The sequence below is a fragment of the Actinocorallia aurea genome (genome assembly GCF_054783995.1).
This window is the reverse complement of sequence record NZ_BAAGPQ010000027.1, coordinates 203,220-220,766: the sequence shown is the minus strand read 5'-3', so window position 1 is coordinate 220,766 and position 17,547 is coordinate 203,220. Positions and strand designations below refer to the sequence as shown.

General features: G+C 73.8%; 16 protein-coding genes. 7 read left to right on the top strand and 9 right to left on the bottom strand.

Features of this window, described 5'->3' with window-relative positions:
- The first annotated feature begins 150 nt into the window (after positions 1 to 150).
- On the top strand, positions 151 to 726 hold the full coding sequence (locus tag ACYVOM_RS30495; RefSeq protein WP_460306996.1) for a TetR/AcrR family transcriptional regulator: 576 nt from the start codon (positions 151 to 153) through the stop codon (positions 724 to 726).
- Positions 727 to 821: 95 nt separating this feature from the next.
- Here ACYVOM_RS30495 and ACYVOM_RS30490 read toward each other — a convergent pair whose 3' ends face one another.
- Both ACYVOM_RS30490 and ACYVOM_RS30485 read right to left on the bottom strand, forming a co-directional pair.
- Complete coding sequence (locus ACYVOM_RS30490) at positions 822 to 2,234, bottom strand: FadR/GntR family transcriptional regulator (RefSeq protein WP_460306995.1); 1,413 nt, start codon at positions 2,232 to 2,234, stop codon at positions 822 to 824.
- A gap of 113 nt (positions 2,235 to 2,347) precedes the next feature.
- The gene (locus ACYVOM_RS30485; protein WP_460306994.1) at positions 2,348 to 2,794 is read right to left on the bottom strand and encodes a nuclear transport factor 2 family protein; all 447 of its coding nucleotides are present in this window, start codon (positions 2,792 to 2,794) and stop codon (positions 2,348 to 2,350) included.
- Positions 2,795 to 2,922: 128 nt separating this feature from the next.
- Between ACYVOM_RS30485 and ACYVOM_RS30480 the strand changes: the two genes are divergently transcribed.
- Positions 2,923 to 5,067 carry an acyl-CoA dehydrogenase gene (locus ACYVOM_RS30480; RefSeq protein WP_460306993.1) on the top strand — a complete coding sequence of 715 codons (2,145 nt, stop codon included), beginning with the start codon at positions 2,923 to 2,925 and terminating at the stop codon, positions 5,065 to 5,067.
- Between the two features lie 258 nt (positions 5,068 to 5,325).
- On the top strand, positions 5,326 to 6,864 hold the full coding sequence (locus tag ACYVOM_RS30475) for an SMI1/KNR4 family protein (protein ID WP_460306992.1): 1,539 nt from the start codon (positions 5,326 to 5,328) through the stop codon (positions 6,862 to 6,864).
- A 230-nt stretch (positions 6,865 to 7,094) separates the two neighbouring features.
- Here the strand turns inward: ACYVOM_RS30475 and ACYVOM_RS30470 are convergent, their stop codons facing one another.
- The 4 genes from ACYVOM_RS30470 to ACYVOM_RS30455 are packed head-to-tail and all read right to left on the bottom strand — an operon-like array spanning position 7,095 to position 10,820.
- Complete coding sequence (locus tag ACYVOM_RS30470) at positions 7,095 to 8,252, bottom strand: FAD-dependent oxidoreductase (RefSeq protein ID WP_460306991.1); 1,158 nt, start codon at positions 8,250 to 8,252, stop codon at positions 7,095 to 7,097.
- 19 nt (positions 8,253 to 8,271) lie between these two features.
- Positions 8,272 to 8,859: a maleylpyruvate isomerase family mycothiol-dependent enzyme gene (locus tag ACYVOM_RS30465; protein WP_460306990.1), complete on the bottom strand. Its 588-nt coding sequence runs from the start codon at positions 8,857 to 8,859 to the stop codon at positions 8,272 to 8,274.
- Positions 8,856 to 9,704, bottom strand: coding sequence for a fumarylacetoacetate hydrolase family protein (locus ACYVOM_RS30460; protein ID WP_460306989.1), 849 nt, complete (start codon positions 9,702 to 9,704; stop codon positions 8,856 to 8,858). The genes ACYVOM_RS30465 and ACYVOM_RS30460 overlap by 4 nt, the downstream gene beginning before the upstream one ends.
- Before the next feature lie 3 nt (positions 9,705 to 9,707).
- Positions 9,708 to 10,820 (bottom strand): cupin domain-containing protein, encoded by a 1,113-nt coding sequence (locus ACYVOM_RS30455; RefSeq protein ID WP_460306988.1) that lies wholly within the window; start codon positions 10,818 to 10,820, stop codon positions 9,708 to 9,710.
- A 101-nt stretch (positions 10,821 to 10,921) separates the two neighbouring features.
- Here ACYVOM_RS30455 and ACYVOM_RS30450 point away from each other — a divergent pair, with 101 nt between their 5' ends.
- Positions 10,922 to 11,659: an IclR family transcriptional regulator gene (locus ACYVOM_RS30450; protein WP_460306987.1), complete on the top strand. Its 738-nt coding sequence runs from the start codon at positions 10,922 to 10,924 to the stop codon at positions 11,657 to 11,659.
- A 248-nt stretch (positions 11,660 to 11,907) separates the two neighbouring features.
- Positions 11,908 to 12,336 carry a hypothetical protein gene (locus tag ACYVOM_RS30445; RefSeq protein ID WP_460306986.1) on the top strand — a complete coding sequence of 143 codons (429 nt, stop codon included), beginning with the start codon at positions 11,908 to 11,910 and terminating at the stop codon, positions 12,334 to 12,336.
- Positions 12,337 to 12,364: 28 nt separating this feature from the next.
- On the opposite strand, the gene ACYVOM_RS30440 is transcribed toward ACYVOM_RS30445, so the two are convergent.
- Both ACYVOM_RS30440 and ACYVOM_RS30435 read right to left on the bottom strand, forming a co-directional pair.
- Positions 12,365 to 12,847 (bottom strand): GNAT family N-acetyltransferase, encoded by a 483-nt coding sequence (locus ACYVOM_RS30440; protein WP_460306985.1) that lies wholly within the window; start codon positions 12,845 to 12,847, stop codon positions 12,365 to 12,367.
- 160 nt (positions 12,848 to 13,007) lie between these two features.
- On the bottom strand, positions 13,008 to 13,784 hold the full coding sequence (locus ACYVOM_RS30435) for an SAM-dependent methyltransferase (RefSeq protein WP_460306984.1): 777 nt from the start codon (positions 13,782 to 13,784) through the stop codon (positions 13,008 to 13,010).
- Between the two features lie 226 nt (positions 13,785 to 14,010).
- Between ACYVOM_RS30435 and ACYVOM_RS30430 the strand changes: the two genes are divergently transcribed.
- Both ACYVOM_RS30430 and ACYVOM_RS30425 read left to right on the top strand, forming a co-directional pair.
- Positions 14,011 to 14,376 (top strand): YciI family protein, encoded by a 366-nt coding sequence (locus tag ACYVOM_RS30430; RefSeq protein WP_460306983.1) that lies wholly within the window; start codon positions 14,011 to 14,013, stop codon positions 14,374 to 14,376.
- Positions 14,377 to 14,455: 79 nt separating this feature from the next.
- Positions 14,456 to 15,652, top strand: coding sequence for an RNA polymerase sigma factor (locus ACYVOM_RS30425; RefSeq protein WP_460306982.1), 1,197 nt, complete (start codon positions 14,456 to 14,458; stop codon positions 15,650 to 15,652).
- Positions 15,653 to 15,776: 124 nt separating this feature from the next.
- Here the strand turns inward: ACYVOM_RS30425 and ACYVOM_RS30420 are convergent, their stop codons facing one another.
- Positions 15,777 to 17,480 carry an IclR family transcriptional regulator domain-containing protein gene (locus ACYVOM_RS30420; RefSeq protein WP_460306981.1) on the bottom strand — a complete coding sequence of 568 codons (1,704 nt, stop codon included), beginning with the start codon at positions 17,478 to 17,480 and terminating at the stop codon, positions 15,777 to 15,779.
- Positions 17,481 to 17,547: the final 67 nt, after the last annotated feature.

Genomic DNA, 17,547 nt, shown 5'->3' with positions numbered 1-17,547 from the left:
CCGGCGCCCGCCCCGCCCCGCCTTAGCGGGGGGCGGGGTGGGTACGCTCGGAGGGTGCCTTCTCGCGATGATGCCGCAGTGCGCACGGGCGCGGGTAGGCGCACCGGGCCGGGGAGGCCGCGGCGGTACGGGGAGGCCGAAGAGCTTGAAGTGATCTTCGAGGGGGCCTTTCGGGCGGTGCGGCGCAAGGGGTACGCCGAGGTGACCGTGGCGGACGTGCTGGCCGAGGCGGGGGTGGCGCGCAGGTCGTTCTACCGGCATTTCGGGTCGAAGGACGAGCTGATCACGGCGATGTTCCGGCGGGAGGCCGCGCGGTTCACCGCCGCGGTGACGCGCGCGGTGCGGGCCGCGCCGTCGCCCGGCGAGGCCCTGGTGACGTGGGTCGACGAGATCCTCGCGCTCGCGCTCAGCCCGTCGAAGGCGCGCCGCGCCCAGGTGTTCGCCTCGCCCGACGCGGCGGCGCAGCGGCACGCCGCCGACGACCACCAGCGCACCTACGAGCCGCTCATCGCGCTGCTCACCGAGGCGCTCCGGACGGGCGCTGCCGACGGGACGTTCCCGGCGGCCCGGCCGGAGTCCGACGCCCGCCTGGTGAGCGCCGCCACCTGGGAGACCCTTGCCCTGCTGCGCGACGAGACCGACCCCGAGGTGCAGCAGCGCACCCGCGCCGACCTCCTGTCGTTCGTGTGCCGCGCGCTGGGCCTGCCCGAAGACGAGCCCCGGTAGGCGTCCCGCGCGGCGACGGCCCAAGGCGGGGAACCCGTGCGAACCCTCAGGCAGGCGCCTAAGGACGAACACCATGGGCACGTTGCGACTCTGCCTCAGTAGAGGCGGGCGAAGGCCTCGGCGAGGTCGCGGCGCAGGCGGTGACGGGCCAGGGAGGCGTCGCCGGCGAGGACCGCCTCGGCGATGCGGCCCTGGGAGTAGCGGGACCAGCGCGAGAGTTCGACGGCGTCGGGCACCTCCACCCCGCGGGCGCCGCCTTCCGCGCGCAGTTCCCGCAGGTGGCGTCCGGCGAGTTCGGTGACGATGTGCAGGAACAGGGTGAGGACGGGGTTCCCGGCGAGTTCGGCGATCTCGGTGAAGGTGGCGCGGCCGGTGGAGGCGCGGGCCGAGGCGACCGCGGACTCCAGCGCGCGCTGGACTCCGGGTTCGCCGCGGCGGGCGAGGACGAGGTCGAGGCAGCCGAGTTCGATCGCCTCCCGGACGGCGTGGAGGTCCTCGCGGGTGACCCGGCGGTAGTCCAGGTACAGGGCCATCATCTCGACGGCCGCCGACGGCTCGGGCTCGGTCACCACGAGTCCGCCGGCCGGGCCGCGCCGCATGGTCGCGACGGCGTGGTGCTCCAGGACGCGGATCGCCTCGCGCAGCACGGCGCGGCTGACCCCGTACCGGGCGAGGAGTTCGGTCTCGGTGCCGAGCAGTTCGCCCTCGGGCCAGCCCCGGTGCACGACCTCGTTGTGGATCCGGACGGCGAGCAGCTCGCTCATCTTGGCGTCGCCGTCGGGGGCCGGTGCGGGCCTCCCCTGGCGGAGGTCGCGGGACGGCCCGGAAGCGACGTACTCGACCACGCCTTCCAGGTACCGGGACGTGGCGGCGCGCGCCTCGTGGGCGTCCCCGGCGATGACCGCCTCCACGATCAGCCTTCTGGCGCGTTCGACGGGCGCGTCCACCGGCCCGGTGGGCGTCCCGGCCGATCCCGCGGCGAACCTGTCGGTCAGCTCGATCAGGACGTGCAGGAACAGCCGGAGCACGGGGTTGCCGGACAGCGCGCCGAGGGTGGCGTGGAAGACGTCCATGGCGGGGATGTCGGCGGGCGCGCCTCGCCGCTGCCCGGGTGGCAGGACCATGGCGCGCAAGGCGGCGATGTCGTCTTCCCCGATATGGGCGGCGGCTCCGGCGGCGGCGAGGGGTTCGAGCAGCAGCCGGGCCCGGACGAGGTCGGCCACGCGGGTGCCGCCGTGCTCCAGATACAGGATGATCGCCCGGGTGGCGGGCCCGTGGTCGGGCGCGGTGACGTACAGGCCGCCGCCGTTGCCGCGCCGCATCCGGGCCGCGCGGTGGTGCTCGACGAGGACGAGGGCCTCGCGCAGGACCGAGCGGCTGACCTCAAGTCTGACCCGCAGTTCCTCCTCGGAGCCCAGGGGCGCGCCCACCGGCCAGCCGGCGAGCGCGATCTCCTTCTCGATGCGGCGCGCGGTGCGCAGCGCGAGCTTGGCGTCGGCGTGCGGCATGGCCTCCCCAGGCGGGCGGGTGGCCGCGCGGCCACGCGACGGAAGCGTACCGCTCCGTTCGGCGCCGCTCACCGCGCTCCGCGCCCCATCGGTCACCTCGCTCCCCGCCGCGCTCATCGCGCTCCGCGTGAGGTGGCCCGCCAGCCTTCGGGCCGGTCGCCGTCGATGACGACGGTCCGGGACGCGAAGAGCCAGCGGTCTCCTTCGGGCACGAGGACGTCGAAGTAGCGCCCCCAGTGGTCGGGTCCGCCGGGGGTGACGACGAGGAAGTACGCGGTCGTCTCCGCCCGTCGCGCGGTGAGGGTGCGGAACTCCAGGTTCGTCACCATGTGCCGGGTGTAGAAGCGGGTCCCGTCCGCGGGGACGCCGATCTCGTCCGGCGCGAGGGCCGCGGCGATCGCGGCCCGTCCGACGAGCGGCGGGTCGGGCTTGATGGTGAGGACGCCGTCCTCGGTGAACTGGGCGGCGAGGTCGGCGGGCCGCCCGCCGTCTCCGGCGGCGGCGTACCTGACGAAGGTGTCGCGGATCAGCTCCCGGGTCACGAGTTCCTGCGGATCCATCCGGCCTCCTCGCCCAAGCCGAGGATTCCGGCTAAGAGTGTAAGAAAAGATCGGCCAATAAGTACCCCATTACGGAATCTCCCGCCAGGCTCTAGGCGACCCACGTCATACCGTATAAGGTTCGGGCCATGTCGATTGCCATCTCGGAAGAGCACCGATCTCTCGCGGAAACCGTCGCCGACCTGCTGCGACGGCGCGACGCGCGCGGCGCCGCTCGCGCACTGCTGGACGCGCCCGAGGAGGGCCTGCCCGCGTTCTGGCCGGAGCTCGGGGAGCTCGGCTGGCTCGGCCTCCACCTGCCCGAGGAGCACGGCGGCTCCGGCTTCGGCCTGAGCGAGCTCGTCGTGGTCGTCGAGGAGCTCGGCCGGGCCGTCGCGCCCGGACCGTTCGTGCCGACCGTCATCGCCTCGGCGTTCCTCGCCGAGGCCGCCCCCGCGCAGCTCCAGGCCGAACTGCTGCCCGGCCTCGCCGACGGCTCCGTCATCGGCGCCGTCGCGCTCGGCGGCTCCGCGACGGTCTCCGGCGGCAAGGCCGACGGCGACGCCGGCGTGGTCATCGGCGGCGGCCTCGCCCAGATCCTGCTGGTCGCCGCGGGCGACGACGTCGCGGTCGTGCGCGTCGGCGAAGGCGTCACCGTCGAGGTTCCCGGCAACCTGGACCAGACCCGCCGCGCCGCCCGCGTGACCCTCGCGGGCGCCCCCGCCGCCGTCATCCCCGGCGGCCGCGCGCTCCTGACGGACCTCGCCCGCCTGGTCTTCGCCGCCGAGGCCACCGGCCTCGCCCGCGAGACCACCATCCTGGCCGCCGAGTACGCCAAGATCCGCGTCCAGTTCGGCCGCCCGATCGCCACCTTCCAGGCGGTCAAGCACCACTGCGCGAACATGCTGGTCGCCGCCGAGATGTCCACCGCCGCCGTCTGGAACGCCGCCCGCACCGAGGACAAGGCGCAGCGCTCCTACGCCGCCGCGATCGCCGCGGCCCTGGCGCTGCCCGCCGCGCAGCGCAACGGCCAGCTCAACATGCAGGTCCAGGGCGGCATCGGCTTCACCTGGGAGCATGACGCCCACCTGTACATCCGGCGCGCCGAGGCCGTCGCCGCGGTGTTCCCGGCCGAGGCCGCCGCCCAGGACGTCACCGCGCACTCGCGCGCGGGCGTGAAGCTGGAGCGCACGGTCGAGCTGCCGCCGGAGGCCGAGACGTTCCGGGCCGAGGTCCGCGCGTTCGCCGACAAGATCAAGGACTTCGACGATTCCGCCAAGAAGGCCGCGATGGTCGACGAGGGCTACGCCGTCCCCCACTGGGACGCGCCCTTCGGCCGGAACGCCAAGGCCGTCGAGCAGCTCGTCATCGACGAGGAGTTCAAGGCCGCGGGCCTGCGCAAGCCCGCCTACGGCATCACCGGCTGGGTGCTGCTGACCCTCGCCCAGCACGCCACCGAGGAACAGGTCGCGCGCTGGCTGCGCCCCGGCCTCCTCCAGGAGGTCATCTGGTGCCAGCTGTTCTCCGAGCCGGACGCCGGATCGGACGCCGCCGGCGTCAAGACCAAGGCCGTGCGGGTGGACGGCGGCTGGGTCCTCAACGGGCAGAAGGTCTGGACGTCCGGCGCCCACCTCGCGTCCTACGGCCTCGCCACCGTCCGCACCAACCCGGACGCGCCCAAGCACAAGGGCATCACCACGGTCGTCATCGACATGAAGGCCCCCGGCGTGGAGGTCCGGCCGCTGCGCCAGTCCACCGGCGGCGCGGACTTCAACGAGGTGTTCTTCACCGACGTCTTCATCCCCGACGCCGACGTCGTCGGCCCGATCGACCAGGGCTGGACCGTCGCCCGCGCCACCCTCGGCAACGAGTCGGTGAGCATCGGCGGCGGCCAGGGCGGCGCGACCATCCCGCACCCCGTGTTCCTCGGCGCCTTCGACGCCGCTCCCGGGAACCTGTCGGGCGGCGCGGGCCGACTCGGCCGCTACCTGGCCTCCGACGAGGCCCAGAAGGCGATGAACCTGCGGACCGCGATCCGCGCCGTCACCGGCGCCGGCCCCGGCCCGGAGGGCGCGATCGCCAAGCTCGTGCTGAGCGAGAACGGCCACGAGGCATCGGCGATCCTCGCCGAACTGGGCGGCGCGAACACAGCGTTCGCCGACGGCGACGGCCTCGCCGCGGGCATGGTCCTGTGGCACCGCGCGATGGCCATCGCGGGCGGCACCTCGGAGATCAAGCGCAACCAGATCGGCGAGCGCATCCTCGGCCTGCCCCGCGACCCGCTGATCGTCTGACCCTTCCCCCTGCGGACCGTCCTTCGCGGGTCCCCGCCCACACCCCGGGGCGGGGCACCGCGCCCGCCGGACGAGAAGGTTCGCGGCCCCGCCCCCGGGCCGCGGACCCACCGCGCCCTTTTGAGCCCCGCCCCTCCCAGGGCGGGGCTCTCTTCTTGTGCACGCCGCTCGTTCGTTTCCCGCCTTTCCGACCCTGCGGCCGCCCGGATCGTGCGATCATGACCGGGTCCTCCGCCGCGGATCACCACGGGGAGGACCATGGACAGCGCACAGCGGGAACGGCTCATCGGCATCTGCGCCGCGATGGCGGCGGCGGCCCGGAGCGCCGCGCCGCCAGGATCTGCGCGGACCGTCCTGAAGGCGCACGCGACAGGGCTGCGCGGGGCGGCGCACGTCGTCCACGAGACTCCGGACGGGCGGCTGCGCGAGCCGCTGGCCGGAGCCGACGCCGCGATCGCGGAGCTGGTCGAGCTGGCCAAGGGACCGACGCCCGGCCTCGATCTCGCCCTGACCGTCGAGCGTTCCGGCGCCTATGCGGCCGCGGTGACGCCCCGGTCGGCGCACGGCCAGTCCGGCACTGCCTGCCTCCTGGAGCGCGGCCTCTCCCGCCGGCCCGCCGGAAGGCTCGAGCCCGGCCCTGACGACGTCTCGCCCGCCGGCGACCCGGCCGAGGCGGTCCGCCTGATGGCCACCGTCCTCACCGAACGCGCCCGCCTCCTCGGGCAGCCTCCCGCCGCCCGGACGCCCACGCCCGCCGCGCTCCTCGACGACGTCGAGCGCAGGATCGGCCTCGCCCTGCCCGCCGACCTGCGGGCCCTGTACGAGGCGGGCCACCACGACGACGGCTTCCCCTGGCGGTGGCTGCCGCCGGAGGAGATCCCCGGGGAGCACGGCTACATCAGCCACGCCGACCTCGACGCCCATCCCGTCCTCGACGCGGACCCGCCCGAGACCGTCCGCCGCGTCCGGGCGCACGATGCCTGGATCCCCTTCGCCTATGACGGCGACGGCAACTACATGCTCGCGGACATGGCCCCCGCACGGCTCGGCCGGCCCGGTCAGATCGTGGCGACCGGAACCGGCATAGACGACGGCCCGGCTTACGTCGCGGACTCCGTCACCGCCCTTCTCCGCCTCCAACTCGGCTGGCTCCGCGAGGGCGCGTACACCCTCGAACCAGGCGACGACCCGTTCCTGGACTTCGAAACCGACCTGTGGCACGAAGGCCTCCAAGCGGCCCGCAGGCGCATCGTCACGGAAGCGCGCACCCCGCTCGTGCCCGACCCCCGCCTCCAGGACCTCACAGTGCACGGCATCGCGGGGCGCCTCGACCTGGCGCCCCTCGCGGGGGCGCCGCTGCTCAGGAGTCTGCGGGCGACGTGCGGAAGCGCCGACCTCGCGCCCCTCGCCGCCCTCCCGCTGGAGCGCCTGGACCTCGTCGCCGACGTGGACCTCGCGCCGCTCGCCGGACATCCGTCCTTGCGCGCCTTGTCCCTGGCGACCACGGTGCCCGTCAGGTTGGCGCTGCTGCGCGACCTGCCTCTGCTGGAGTCCTTGGACGTGGCACGGGCCCCCGTCACCGATCTGGAGGTCCTCGCGGACCTCCCCGCGCTGCGATCGCTCACCCTCACCCTCCCCCAGTGGGAGGAGCTGTGGCGGCGCACCGACCGGCATCCGCGCCTGTCCACGGCCTTCCTGCACGGGGAAGCCGACTCCGCCAAGCGCGCGCAGTGGGCGGCCTGCCTTCCGAGCGCCCCGGCCGCCCCGCTCCTGCGCCACACAGGCGTCCTGCCCTAACACGGAGCACCCGCCGCCGCGGTCTGCGCAAGCGGGTGCGGGACGAATGGCTCCGGGAATGCCGCGCAGTGCGTCCTCCTGGTCGAGGAAGGACGGGCGTCGGCCGCCTTGTCGGCGGCGCTCCCCCGCCGCGCGGCGCGGCCTCGGGCCATGGCGCAAGGTGGTCCCATCCGCTCCGTCCCCCTCCCCAGTGGGGAGGCCATCCAAGGCGGACGGGGCGGATGGGGGGATCAGGCGTGGTACAGCCAGTCCACGTAGACCGGGTCGTCGAGGTCGCGCCTGCGGAACAGCTCGTTGCGCAGGACGCGGCCCACGCCGTCGACGTGCCAGATGTCGCCCCACAGGCGCGCCGTCGTCTGGACGCGGGCGGTACGGGCGGTCCGCTCGGCCTGGTAGGCCTCCAGCGCCTCGGCCGGCTCCGCCTCGGCGAGGTGCCCGGACAGTGAGAAGGCGTCCTCGACGGCCTGGCAGGCGCCCTGCGCGAGGTACTGCAGCATCGGGTGGGCGGCGTCGCCGGTGAGGACGATGTTGCCGTCGATCCAGGTCGGGATCGGCAGGCGGTCGTACATCGGCCAGCGGCGGACCCGGCCGAGCGACTTCAGACCGGTCTTGACCTCGTCGCAGCACTCGGCGAAGGCCTCGTCCAGCTCCTCGGGGCCGCCCCACTCCTCCTCGCCGCGCTTCCACGCGGGCGACTCGAAGACCGCGACGGTGTTGAACATCTCGCCGCCGCGCAGCGCGTACTGCACGAGGTGGCAGCCCGGGCCGAGGTAGACGACGACCTCGTGCAGGGCTTCCTCCTCCACCTCGCGGCCGAGGTCGGCGATCGGGAACGCGCCGCGGTAGGCGACGTAGCCCGAGCACACCGGCTCGTCGTCCGACAGGCGGGCGCGGAGCCTGGAGTGCAGGCCGTCCGCGCCGACGGCGAGGCCCGCGGTGTGCTCGGTCCGCCCGGCGCGCACCACGACGCCCTCGGCGGTGTTGTCGACGCTCTCGACCTTGCTGCCCGGCACCAGCTCGACGCCGGCCTCGCGGCAGGCGTCGGCGAGGATGTCGAGCAGGTCGCTGCGGTGGATGACGACGTAGGGCGCGCCGTAGCGCTCGACGAACTTCTCGTCGAGGTCCAGGCGGGTCAGCACCGACCCGTCGACGGCGTCCTTGAACAGCAGGCGGCGCGGCGCGACGCCCTTGTCGAGGACCTTGCCGAGCAGGCCCCACTCCTTGAGGATGCGGGCCGCGTTCGGGGCCATCTGCAGGCCCGCGCCGACCTCGGCGAACTCCGCCGAGCGCTCCAGCACGCGCACGCTCTTGCCGGTCTTCGACAGCGCGTAGGCGGAGGCGAGGCCGCCGATACCGCCGCCGACCACCACCACGTCGACATCAGTCATGATCGTCTCTCTTTGGTTCTCAGATCCAGGAGCCGATCGAAGGCGCCTGCTGGGCGCGTCCGGTCAGCCAGGCGGCGAGGTCCGCGGCGTGGCCGCGGCTCGCGTGGGTCGCGAGGGCGTCGGCGGCGATCGCCGCGTTGACGTCCTGCGGAAGGTCGGCGAAGGAGGCTCCGGCGGCCAGGTCGACGGCGTGGATGGACACCTCGCGGGTGCGCATCCACGGCGTCTCCGAGGCCGGGACCGTACGGCCGAGGGCCGTCACGACCGGGCTCTTCCAGGCGTCGTCGGACAGGGTGTCCATGTCGGCGGCGAGCGCGGCGGCCGAGGCGTGGACCATCTCGCGCAGCCGCGCGGCCTCCAGCCTCGCGCCTGCCTCGATCTCCGCGCCGCGTTGCTCGGGCCCGGCGTACATGCGGCTCTCGATGCCCGTGGCCGCCCAGCCCACCAGACGACGGAGCGCCTCGGCGTTGTAGTGGACGTGCGCGACCAGGTGCTTGCGGGTCCAGCCCGGAAGCGCGCTGGGCGCGTCGAACTCGGCGTCGGAGAGGCCGTCGAGCGTCTTCAGGAACAGGGCGGTGCCCGTGTCCATCCAGTCGCGGGTGCTCACGCGGCGCCGCCGGCGTAGGCCGTGGTGTTCTCCAGGCGGCCGATGTGCTCGATCTCGACGACGACCTTGGAGCCGGCCTGGAGGTAGCGGGCGGGCTTGCGGGCGTGGCCGACGCCGCCGGGGGTGCCGGTGGCGATGACGTCGCCGGGGCGCAGCGTCATGATCGTGGACAGGTACCGCACCAGCGCGACCGGGTCGAAGACGAGGTCGCCGGTGTTGGCGCGCTGCATCTCCTCGCCGTCCACCGAGCAGGAGATCTCCAGCGCCGGGCGGACGCCGCCGGGCAGCTCGTCCGGGGTGACCAGGACGGGGCCGAGCGGGGTCGTGCCCTCGAAGGTCTTGCCCTGGAGCCACTCGCGGGTGCGGAACTGCCAGTCGCGCATCGTCACGTCGTTCATGACGGTGAAGCCCGCGATCGCCTCGGCCGCCTCCTCCTCGGTGGCGCGGCGGACGGCCTTGCCCACGACGACGACGAGCTCGGCCTCCCAGTCGTGCGCGTCGGACTCCGGCGCGAGCCGGATGTCGTCCTCCGGGCCGATGAGGGCGTCGGTGAACTTCGCGAACAGGGTCGGGTACTCGGGCAGGTCGCGGCCCATCTCCAGGATGTGGTTGCGGTAGTTCAGGCCCACGCACAGGATCTTGCCCGGGTCCGGGACGACCGGCGCGTACCCGTCGGCCTCGACCAGCGGGCCGTCGGCGGCGGCCTCGGCCTGCCAGTCCTCGGCGGCCAGCAGCGCCTTGACGTCGGGGAAGCCGAGGTCGACGAGGCCGGCGTCGGTCACTCGTACCGCGCGTGTCGACGGGGATCCGGTGGTGCCGCCGGTGCGGATGGTGGCGAGACGCATGGGTCAGTCCTCCTGCTCGGTGAAGCGGATGTCGCGGTCCAGGCCCAGGCGCTCGAACACCGGGGTGTCGCTGAACCGGAAGAAGTCGGCGCCGCTCTCGGAGGCGGCGGAGAACGGCTGCCAGGAAGGCACGACGAACATGTCGCCGCGCTCCACCCGCCAGGTGCGGCCCGCCACGGTGATCTCGGCGACGCCGTCGAACACCTGGTAGACCGAGGAGCCGACCTCGCGGGCCGGAGCCGTCCGGACGCCGGGCGCGATCCGGTGGAACTCGGCGCGGACCGTCGGCAGCACGTCGGAGCCGTCGCGCGGGTCGGTGTAGCGGATCGCGGCGTGGCCCGGCTCCAGGGTGACCGGGTGGCCTTCGGCCTCCAGCTCCAGCTGGTCGGTGAGCGCCTTGTCGGTGTGCTCCCAGCGGTAGGCCAGCAGCGGGGTGCCGACGCCGGTCGGGGCGATCCGGGTGAGCGGGCGCAGACCCGGGTGGGCCCACAGGCGCTCGGACCGGGAGCGGTCGGGGGCCTCGCGGGTCTCGACCTCGGCGGGGCCGAACTGGAAGAACGTGGCGTCGGTGGCGTACTGGAAGGGAATGTCCAGGCCGTCTATCCAGGCCATCGGCTGGTCCGTGATGTTGTGGTGGCCGTGCCAGTTCCACCCCGCCTGCGGGAGGAAGTCGCCGCGGCGCATCGCGACCGGGTCGCCGCCCACGACCGTCCAGACGCCCTCGCCCTCGACGACGAAGCGGAACGCGTGCTGGGTGTGGCGGTGGACGGGGGCGTCCTCGCCCGGGTTCAGGTACTGGATCGCGGCCCACAGCGTCGGCGTCGCGAAGGGGCGGCCGCCGAGGCCCGGGTTGGCCAGCGCGATCGCGCGGCGCTCGCCGCCGCGGCCGACCGGCACCAGCGCGCCGGCCTGCTCGGCCAGGGCGTAGAGGTTCTTCCACCGCCACACGTGGGCCTGCGCCTTCGAGCGCGGCTCGGGCGGCATCAGGTCGCCGATCTCGGTCCACAGCGGCACCAGCAGCTCGGACTCGAAGCCCTGGTACAGGGCCTCCAGCTCCGGGGTCCGCTCGGGCTGGTCGGGCGCGTCGGAGACGGGGATCGTCACGGGAGTGGTCATCGGACGCCCTTCGCTCGGCCCGTCGATCTCTCGGCGGGTGTTTCCTCGTTGTTTCCGCAGGATATCCGCGTTTTCCACGACAAGGGATATGCTTTTCTGCTGTGAGGAATAAGCCGTCCTATGCGATCAGCTCTGTGGACCACGCGCTCCAGCTCGCGGCCCTGCTCCAGCACGAGGGCGCGATGCGGGTCACCGACGCAGCCGAACGCCTGGAGGTCTCGGTCTCCACGGCCCATCGGCTGCTCGCGATGCTCGTCTACCGGGACTTCGCCGAGCAGCTCCCCGACCGCCGCTACGGACCCGGCAAGCTCCTGCGCCCCGCGCCCCTGACCGAGGCCCCCGTCGCGCTGCTCCGCCGCCTGGCCCTCCCCCGCCTGCGCGATCTCGTCGACCGCACCGACGAGACCGCCAACCTGATGGTCCCCGCCGCCGACGAGGTCCGGATCATCGCCACCGTCGAATGCGACCAGATCCTCCGGGTCGGCGACCGCGTCGGCCGCACCCTCCCCGCCCGCTACGCCTCCGCCGGCAAGGCCATCCTCGCCGCCCTCCCCCCGGCCGAGGTCGCCGCCCGCTACCCCGACGACGACTCCCTCACCCGCGAACTCACCCAGATCCGCCGCCGCGGCTTCGCCATCAACGACCAGCGCACCGAGACCGGCCTCACCGCCCTCGGCATGGCCGTCCGCGACCCCTCCGGCACCCCCATAGCCGGCATCTCCCTCTCCATCCCCACCGCCCGCTTCTCCCGAGACGCCCTCCCCACCTGGACCACCGCCCTCTCCTCCGCCACCACCCGCCTAGAATCCGACCTCGCCTCCCAGGACCAGCCCACGTGACCACCCGAACGCGATCTGCATCCGCGCGGGCCACTCGTCGGGGTCGGACCTGCTGCACACCCCGCATGCCGAGGATCGCCGCGGAGGTTCGCCGTGGAGCGCGCCTCGCAGCCGCAACCGGGGTTGCGGATGTGCGGGCTTGGCGCCTGGGCGGTCGCGGTGCTTGACTGCCCGAATGCGCTTGACCTTGGGCAGTGGAGGTCGGGGCCGAGGCAGGGGCGGCAACGGCGACCGAGGCCCCGCGGCCCATGCCGGGGGTCACGAGGAAGACGCGGAGTCCCGAGAACGGGCGCCTCGGCACCGGTGATCGGGACAAGGCCGTGCGGGTGCTGGTGCGGAGCGAGGAGTGGCGGGCGTTCACCGGCGGGGTCTCCTACGAGATCGTGCAGGAAGGACCCTGGTTCATGGGCGGGAAGCGCGTCGGGGTCGCCTTCAAGGTGCGGTTCGAGCATCCGGTCTGCACGCCGATGCGGCGGTGGAACACACTCACCCAGGAGGCCGACGGAACCTTCCGCAGGCGGCTCCTCAACGCCCGGTTCGAGGTAACCGCCCGTGCCTGGGTCGAAATCGATCTCATCGATAATTATGTCAATATCCGCCCCGGTTCGTCCGGTAAGACGATCATCGGCGAGGGGAACGACTGGATCTCGGACCTGCCCGCGCCCACCCCGAACTGACGGCGTCCCGGGGGTACGGGGCCGGACGTCAGCGGGGGAGGCGGGCCAGGTAGAGGACGGCGGGGCGGAAGCCGCGTTTCTCGTAGAGGGCGATGGCCTGGGTGTTGTCGGCCAGGGCGTCGATCCAGACGTCGCGGACGGACAGGGCGGCCAGTTCGGCGTCCACGGCGTCGAGGAGGCGGGTGCCGAGGCCCTGGCCGCGGCCCTCGGGGCGGACGAGGAGCGAGCGGATGTGGGCCGCTCGGTCGTCGGCGGCGAAGGTGTCGTCGGGGTCGGTCCGGACGTCCACGAGAGCGTAGCCGAGGGTCTCGCCGCCCTCCTTGGCGAGGAGGACGAAGCCTTCGCCTTGCAGCCAGCGCCGGTACTCGGCCCTTCGCGCCTCCCAGGACGCCGCGTCGTCCTTGTACGGCCAGCCGGGCTGCACCCGCTGGTGGTGACGGTGGAGTTCGAGCCACAGGTCGCGGAGTCCTTCGACGGCCTCGGGCCCGGCTTTCACGATCTCGACGGCCATGCCTCCACCGTCTCACCCGCGCGTCCGGCGAGGTCCCGGCGCCCTCCGGGACCGCCCGATTCCCCCGCCGTGCACGGGTTCTCCGCCCGATCGGCCCAGCGGGAAGCCCGGTGAGATCCGGCGTCGCCCCCTGAACCGGACCTCCCCTGAGCCGGGCCGGTCAGATCTTGCGGCCCAGGCCGCAGAACTCGTCGATCTCGGTGGTGTCCGCGCCGGGGTCGGGGCGCCAGCGGGGGCAGGAGACGATTCCGGGGGGCAGGAGGGTGAGTCCGTCGAAGAAGGTCGCGAGCTGTGCCGGGCTGCGCAGGACGTACGGGGGCGTGGCGTCGCGGTTCCAGATGGCGACGGCCTCGTCGGACGAAGGGTGGACGACGTTGGTGCCGTCGTAGAGAGCGAGGTAGCTGCCCCTCGGTAGGGCGGTCAGGAGGCGGCGGAGCAGGGCGCGGACCACGTTGTCGTCGGGGATGTGGCCGAGGACGCCCATGAGGAGCAGCGCGATGGGCTCGCCGAAGTCGAGGGTGTCGTGGGCGGCGGCGATGATGTTGTCGGGGTCGCGCAGGTCGGCCGACAGATACGCCGTCTCGCCTTCCTCCGCGTCCTCGAACAGGGCGCCCGCCTTGGCGAAGCAGTACGGGTCGTTGTCCACGTACACCACGCGGGCCTTCGGGTCCGCGCGCTGCGCGACCTGGTGGGTGTTGTCGGCGGTCGGCAGGCCGGCGCCGATGTCGAGGAACTGGCGGACCCCGAGATCGGCCGCGAGGTGGTGCACGGCCCGCTTCAGGAACGCCCGGGTGGCGTGCGCGTACAGTGCCATTTCCGGAGCGGTCTGGAGGATCTCGTCCCCCGCCCGCCGGTCGGCGGCGAAGTTGTCCTCCCCGCCCAGCCAGTAGTTCCAGATCCGGGCGGTGTGCGGCACGTCGGGGGCTTCGCTCGGCAACGGGGGCGCTCCCTCACTAGTTGATCATCGACCTTCCGGGGACATCCAACTACTGATCACCTCCTTTTGGTAGAAACTTCCCCAATCCATCCCAACAAGGAATTCTCCCCGCCCCGCTCCGACGGCCGCCGAAAAGAATCCGGCGACCGGTGTCCGATCCGGGGCACGCTGTTCGACGAGCGGGTGCGGGACGGGGACGGTCCCCGCCCGCCCTCAAGGAGGGGTCATGAGCAGGTTCCTTGCACTGATCGAGATCGACGAGGGCGCACGGGAGGCGTTCACGCCCGATCCGGAGTTCCTGGACAGGATGGCGCGGGTGACGGGCGAGATGAGCGAAGCCGGAGCCCTGGTCGACACCGCGGGGCTCACCGAGTCCGCGCGGGGCGTGCGCCTGCGGTGGTCGGGCGGCGCCGTGACGGCGGTCGACGGGCCGTTCACCGAGACCAAGGAGGTCGTCGGCGGCTACCTCATGCTCGAAGCCGCGGACCGGGCGGACGCGGTCTCCTGGATCGAGCGGTTCCTGGCGGCCCACCCGAAGGACTGGTCCTTCACGGTGCAGCTCCGCGAGATCGACGAGTCTCCCGAGATCTGACGCTTCCGTCCCCTCCGCCGCACCCGCCGCGCATAATGGCGGGTGTGCCGGAGGGTGACGCGCGGCCCAGGTCGAGGCGGTGTTCCGACAGGAGGCCGCGAAGATCATCGCGACCGTCGCGGGGGTGGTCCGGGACGTCGGAATCGCCGAGGAGCTGGCCCAGGACGCCGTCGTGGCGGCGCTCGAGGCGTGGCCGGTCGAGGGCGTGCCCGCCAGGCCCGGCGCGTGGCTGACCACCGCGGCCAGGCGCCGGGCGATCGACCTGGTCCGGCGGCGCGAGACCTACGCCCGCAAGCTCGCCGAGGTCGGCCGGAGCCTGCGGGACGTGCCGCCGCCGGAGCCCGCGGAGCCCGGCGCGATCGACGACGACCTGCTGCGGCTGGTCTTCACCTCCTGCCATCCGCTGCTGCCCGCGACCTCCCGGGCCGCACTCACCCTGCGGCTGCTGGGCGGCCTGACGACCGGGGAGATCGCCCGCGCCCTGCTGACCTCCGAGGCCGCGGTGTCCCGCCGGATCACCCGGGCGAAGCGGGCGCTCGCCGAGGCCGACGTGGCCTTCGAGACCCCCACCGGCGACGACCGGCGCGCAAGGCTCGGCTCCGTCCTGGAGGTCGTCTACCTGATCTTCAACGAGGGCTACTCGGCGACCTCGGGCGACGACCTGCTGCGGCCCGCTCTCTGCGACGAGGCGATCCACCTCGCCCGCGCCCTCGTCGGCCTCCTGCCCGAGGAGGGCGAGGTGCACGGTCTGGCGGCGCTCCTCGACCTCCAGGCCTCGCGTTTCCCCGCCCGCACCGCGCCGGACGGCTCCCCCGTCCTGCTCACCGACCAGGACCGCACGGCGTGGGACCGCGTGCTCATCCGCCGGGGCCTGGACGCCCTGGCCCGAGCAGGCGACGGCCCCTACTCCGTCCAGGCTGCCATCGCGGCCGGACACGCCACCGCGCCGAGCTGGGAGACGACGGACTGGCCCCGCATCACCGCCCTGTACGACCGGCTCGCCGTGCTCGTCCGCTCTCCCGTCGTCGAACTCAACCGCGCCGTGGCGGTCTCCCTGTCCGAGGGCCCCGCCGCGGCCCTCCCGCTGGTCGAGGCGCTGGCCGCCGACCCGTCCCTGCACGACTACCACCTCCTGCCCGCCGTCCGCGCCGATCTCCTGGCCCGCCTGGACCGCCCCGCCGAGGCCCGCGCCGCCTACCTCCACGCCGCGTCCCTCGCCCCCCACCCCCGCGACCGCGCCTTCCTCCGGTCCAAGGCCGACGCCCTCCCCCACTGACCCCTCCCGAACAGCCAGGGCACACCGCCGAGATGCGCCGTCCGCTGCGCGGGCCGCCGGCGTTCGGCATGCGCCTCGTCCGGCCGGGTGTCGGGCGTCGTCGGCGGAGGGTCGCGGGGGCGGGCTACAGGGGTGGGAGGGAAGGGTAGGCGGAGAGGTCTGCTTCCAGGGTGCGGGCGGTGTCGCGGAGGGCGGGCAGGAGGCGGGCGACGGTCTCGGCGGGGGATTCCGGGCCGGCGTGGGCGGCGACGTTGAGGGCGGCGATGACGGTGCCGCGGGAGTCACGGACCGGGACCGCGACCGAGCGGAGGCCCGCGTCGAGTTCCTGGTCGACCAGGGCGTGGCCGTCGGCGGCCGCGGCGGCGATCAGCGCGTGGAGTTCGGCGGGCTCGACACGGGTGTGCGGGGTGAACGGAGCGGGGGTCGCGGTCGGCAGGAGCGCGGCCCGTTCCGGCTCGGGCAGCGCGCCGAGCAGGACGCGGCCCATGGAGGTGGCCCAGGCCGGGAAGCGGGTGCCGACGTCGACGGCGACCCGCATGATCTTGCTGGCGGGCACCCGGGCGACGTACCTGATGTCGGGGCCGTCGAGCACGGCGAGGGAGGCCGAGTCGCCCACGCGCTCGACGAGATCGCGCAGATGCGGGTGCGCGATCTCCGCGAACGACAGGGTGCTCAGTTCGGCGTACCCGAGATCGAGGACCTTGGGCAGCAGGACGTAGCGGCGGTCGACCTGCCGGGCGTAGCCGAGGGATTCCAGGGCCATCAGCGAGCGCCGGGCGGTGGCGCGAGGAAGGCCCGTCGCCTCCGCGGCCTCGGCGATGGTGACGCCGCCGGGCCGGGCGCCGAGGGAGGCGAGCACGGCGAGCCCGCGGTCGAGGGACTGCAGGAATCCCGGGCCGAGTTCCTTCTTGGGGTCGCGGCTGCGATCGGTGCCCGCCACGCGGGCGGCCTCCGGCCGCGGCCTGCGCAGCGCCTCCTCCATCGCGCCCACCCGGGCGCCCGCCGCCTCGGCGACCCGCGCGCGCAGCGACTCCACATCGTGCCTGCTGGTGTGGCTGACGACGCTGAGCGCGCACTCCACCGCGCCCGAGGGCCCCCGCAGGGGCACCGCCACCGCGATCAGCCCCGGCTCGATGAGCTGGTCGTCGGCGGCCCAGCCCGCGCGCGCGGCGGCCTCGGCACGGCGCCGGAAGCCCTCGACGCCGCCCTCCGGCGGGAACGCGGGCACCGAGTACCGCGTGTCCTCCGCTTCGGCCCCCTCACCGCTCAACCTGCGTTCGAAGCGGGCCCAGCGGGCCTCGTTCCAGTCCGCTGCGAAGATCGGCCCCGGCGCGCAGCGCTCGGCGGGCAGCAGATCGCCGACGCGGAAGGCCACCGACATGGCCCGCCGCCGGGTCGACTGCACGACGAAGCGGACGCCGTCGCCGTCCGGCACCGCAACCGAGACCGATTCGTCCAGTTCGTCGGCGAGCGCGGCGGCCAGCGGGCCGAGCGACTCGGCCAACCCTGCCCCCGCCAGATAGGCGTTCCCCAGTTCCATCAGCCGCGGCGCGACGACGACCTCGCGGCCCTGCCAGCGCGCGTAACCGATCTGGACGAGAGTGCCCACCACCCTGTCGACGGTCGAGCGGACCAGCCCGGTGGACTTCACGAGATCGGCGGGCCGCTGAGGATATCGCGCCCGGCCGAGGAGGTTGATCACCTCGAGACCGCGCTCCAGCGGCCCCGTCGCGCCGGACTCGGCACCCGATCCGACGCCCGATCCGACACCCGGTCCGGCGCCCGGCTCGATCCGCGAGGACCCGGCGCGCGGCGTCTCCAGCCCCATCTGGGCACCCCTCTCGTGTCGCCGATCACATTATCGACCGCCGCGCTCTTGACATCGCCCGAGCGGA

Bases quoted from the DNA above. Each gene is read 5' to 3' on its own strand.
- ACYVOM_RS30460 (WP_460306989.1), bottom strand. From the start codon at position 9,704: ATGCGTCTCGCCACCATCCGCACCGGCGGCACCACCGGATCCCCGTCG.
- ACYVOM_RS30445 (WP_460306986.1), top strand. From the start codon at position 11,908: ATGCCGGGGGTCACGAGGAAGACGCGGAGTCCCGAGAACGGGCGCCTC.
- ACYVOM_RS30490 (WP_460306995.1), bottom strand. From the start codon at position 2,234: ATGCCGCACGCCGACGCCAAGCTCGCGCTGCGCACCGCGCGCCGCATC.
- ACYVOM_RS30420 (WP_460306981.1), bottom strand. From the start codon at position 17,480: ATGGGGCTGGAGACGCCGCGCGCCGGGTCCTCGCGGATCGAGCCGGGC.
- ACYVOM_RS30455 (WP_460306988.1), bottom strand. From the start codon at position 10,820: ATGACCACTCCCGTGACGATCCCCGTCTCCGACGCGCCCGACCAGCCC.
- ACYVOM_RS30440 (WP_460306985.1), bottom strand. From the start codon at position 12,847: ATGGCCGTCGAGATCGTGAAAGCCGGGCCCGAGGCCGTCGAAGGACTC.
- ACYVOM_RS30430 (WP_460306983.1), top strand. From the start codon at position 14,011: ATGAGCAGGTTCCTTGCACTGATCGAGATCGACGAGGGCGCACGGGAG.
- ACYVOM_RS30480 (WP_460306993.1), top strand. From the start codon at position 2,923: ATGTCGATTGCCATCTCGGAAGAGCACCGATCTCTCGCGGAAACCGTC.
- ACYVOM_RS30470 (WP_460306991.1), bottom strand. From the start codon at position 8,252: ATGACTGATGTCGACGTGGTGGTGGTCGGCGGCGGTATCGGCGGCCTC.
- ACYVOM_RS30475 (WP_460306992.1), top strand. From the start codon at position 5,326: ATGGACAGCGCACAGCGGGAACGGCTCATCGGCATCTGCGCCGCGATG.
- ACYVOM_RS30485 (WP_460306994.1), bottom strand. From the start codon at position 2,794: ATGGATCCGCAGGAACTCGTGACCCGGGAGCTGATCCGCGACACCTTC.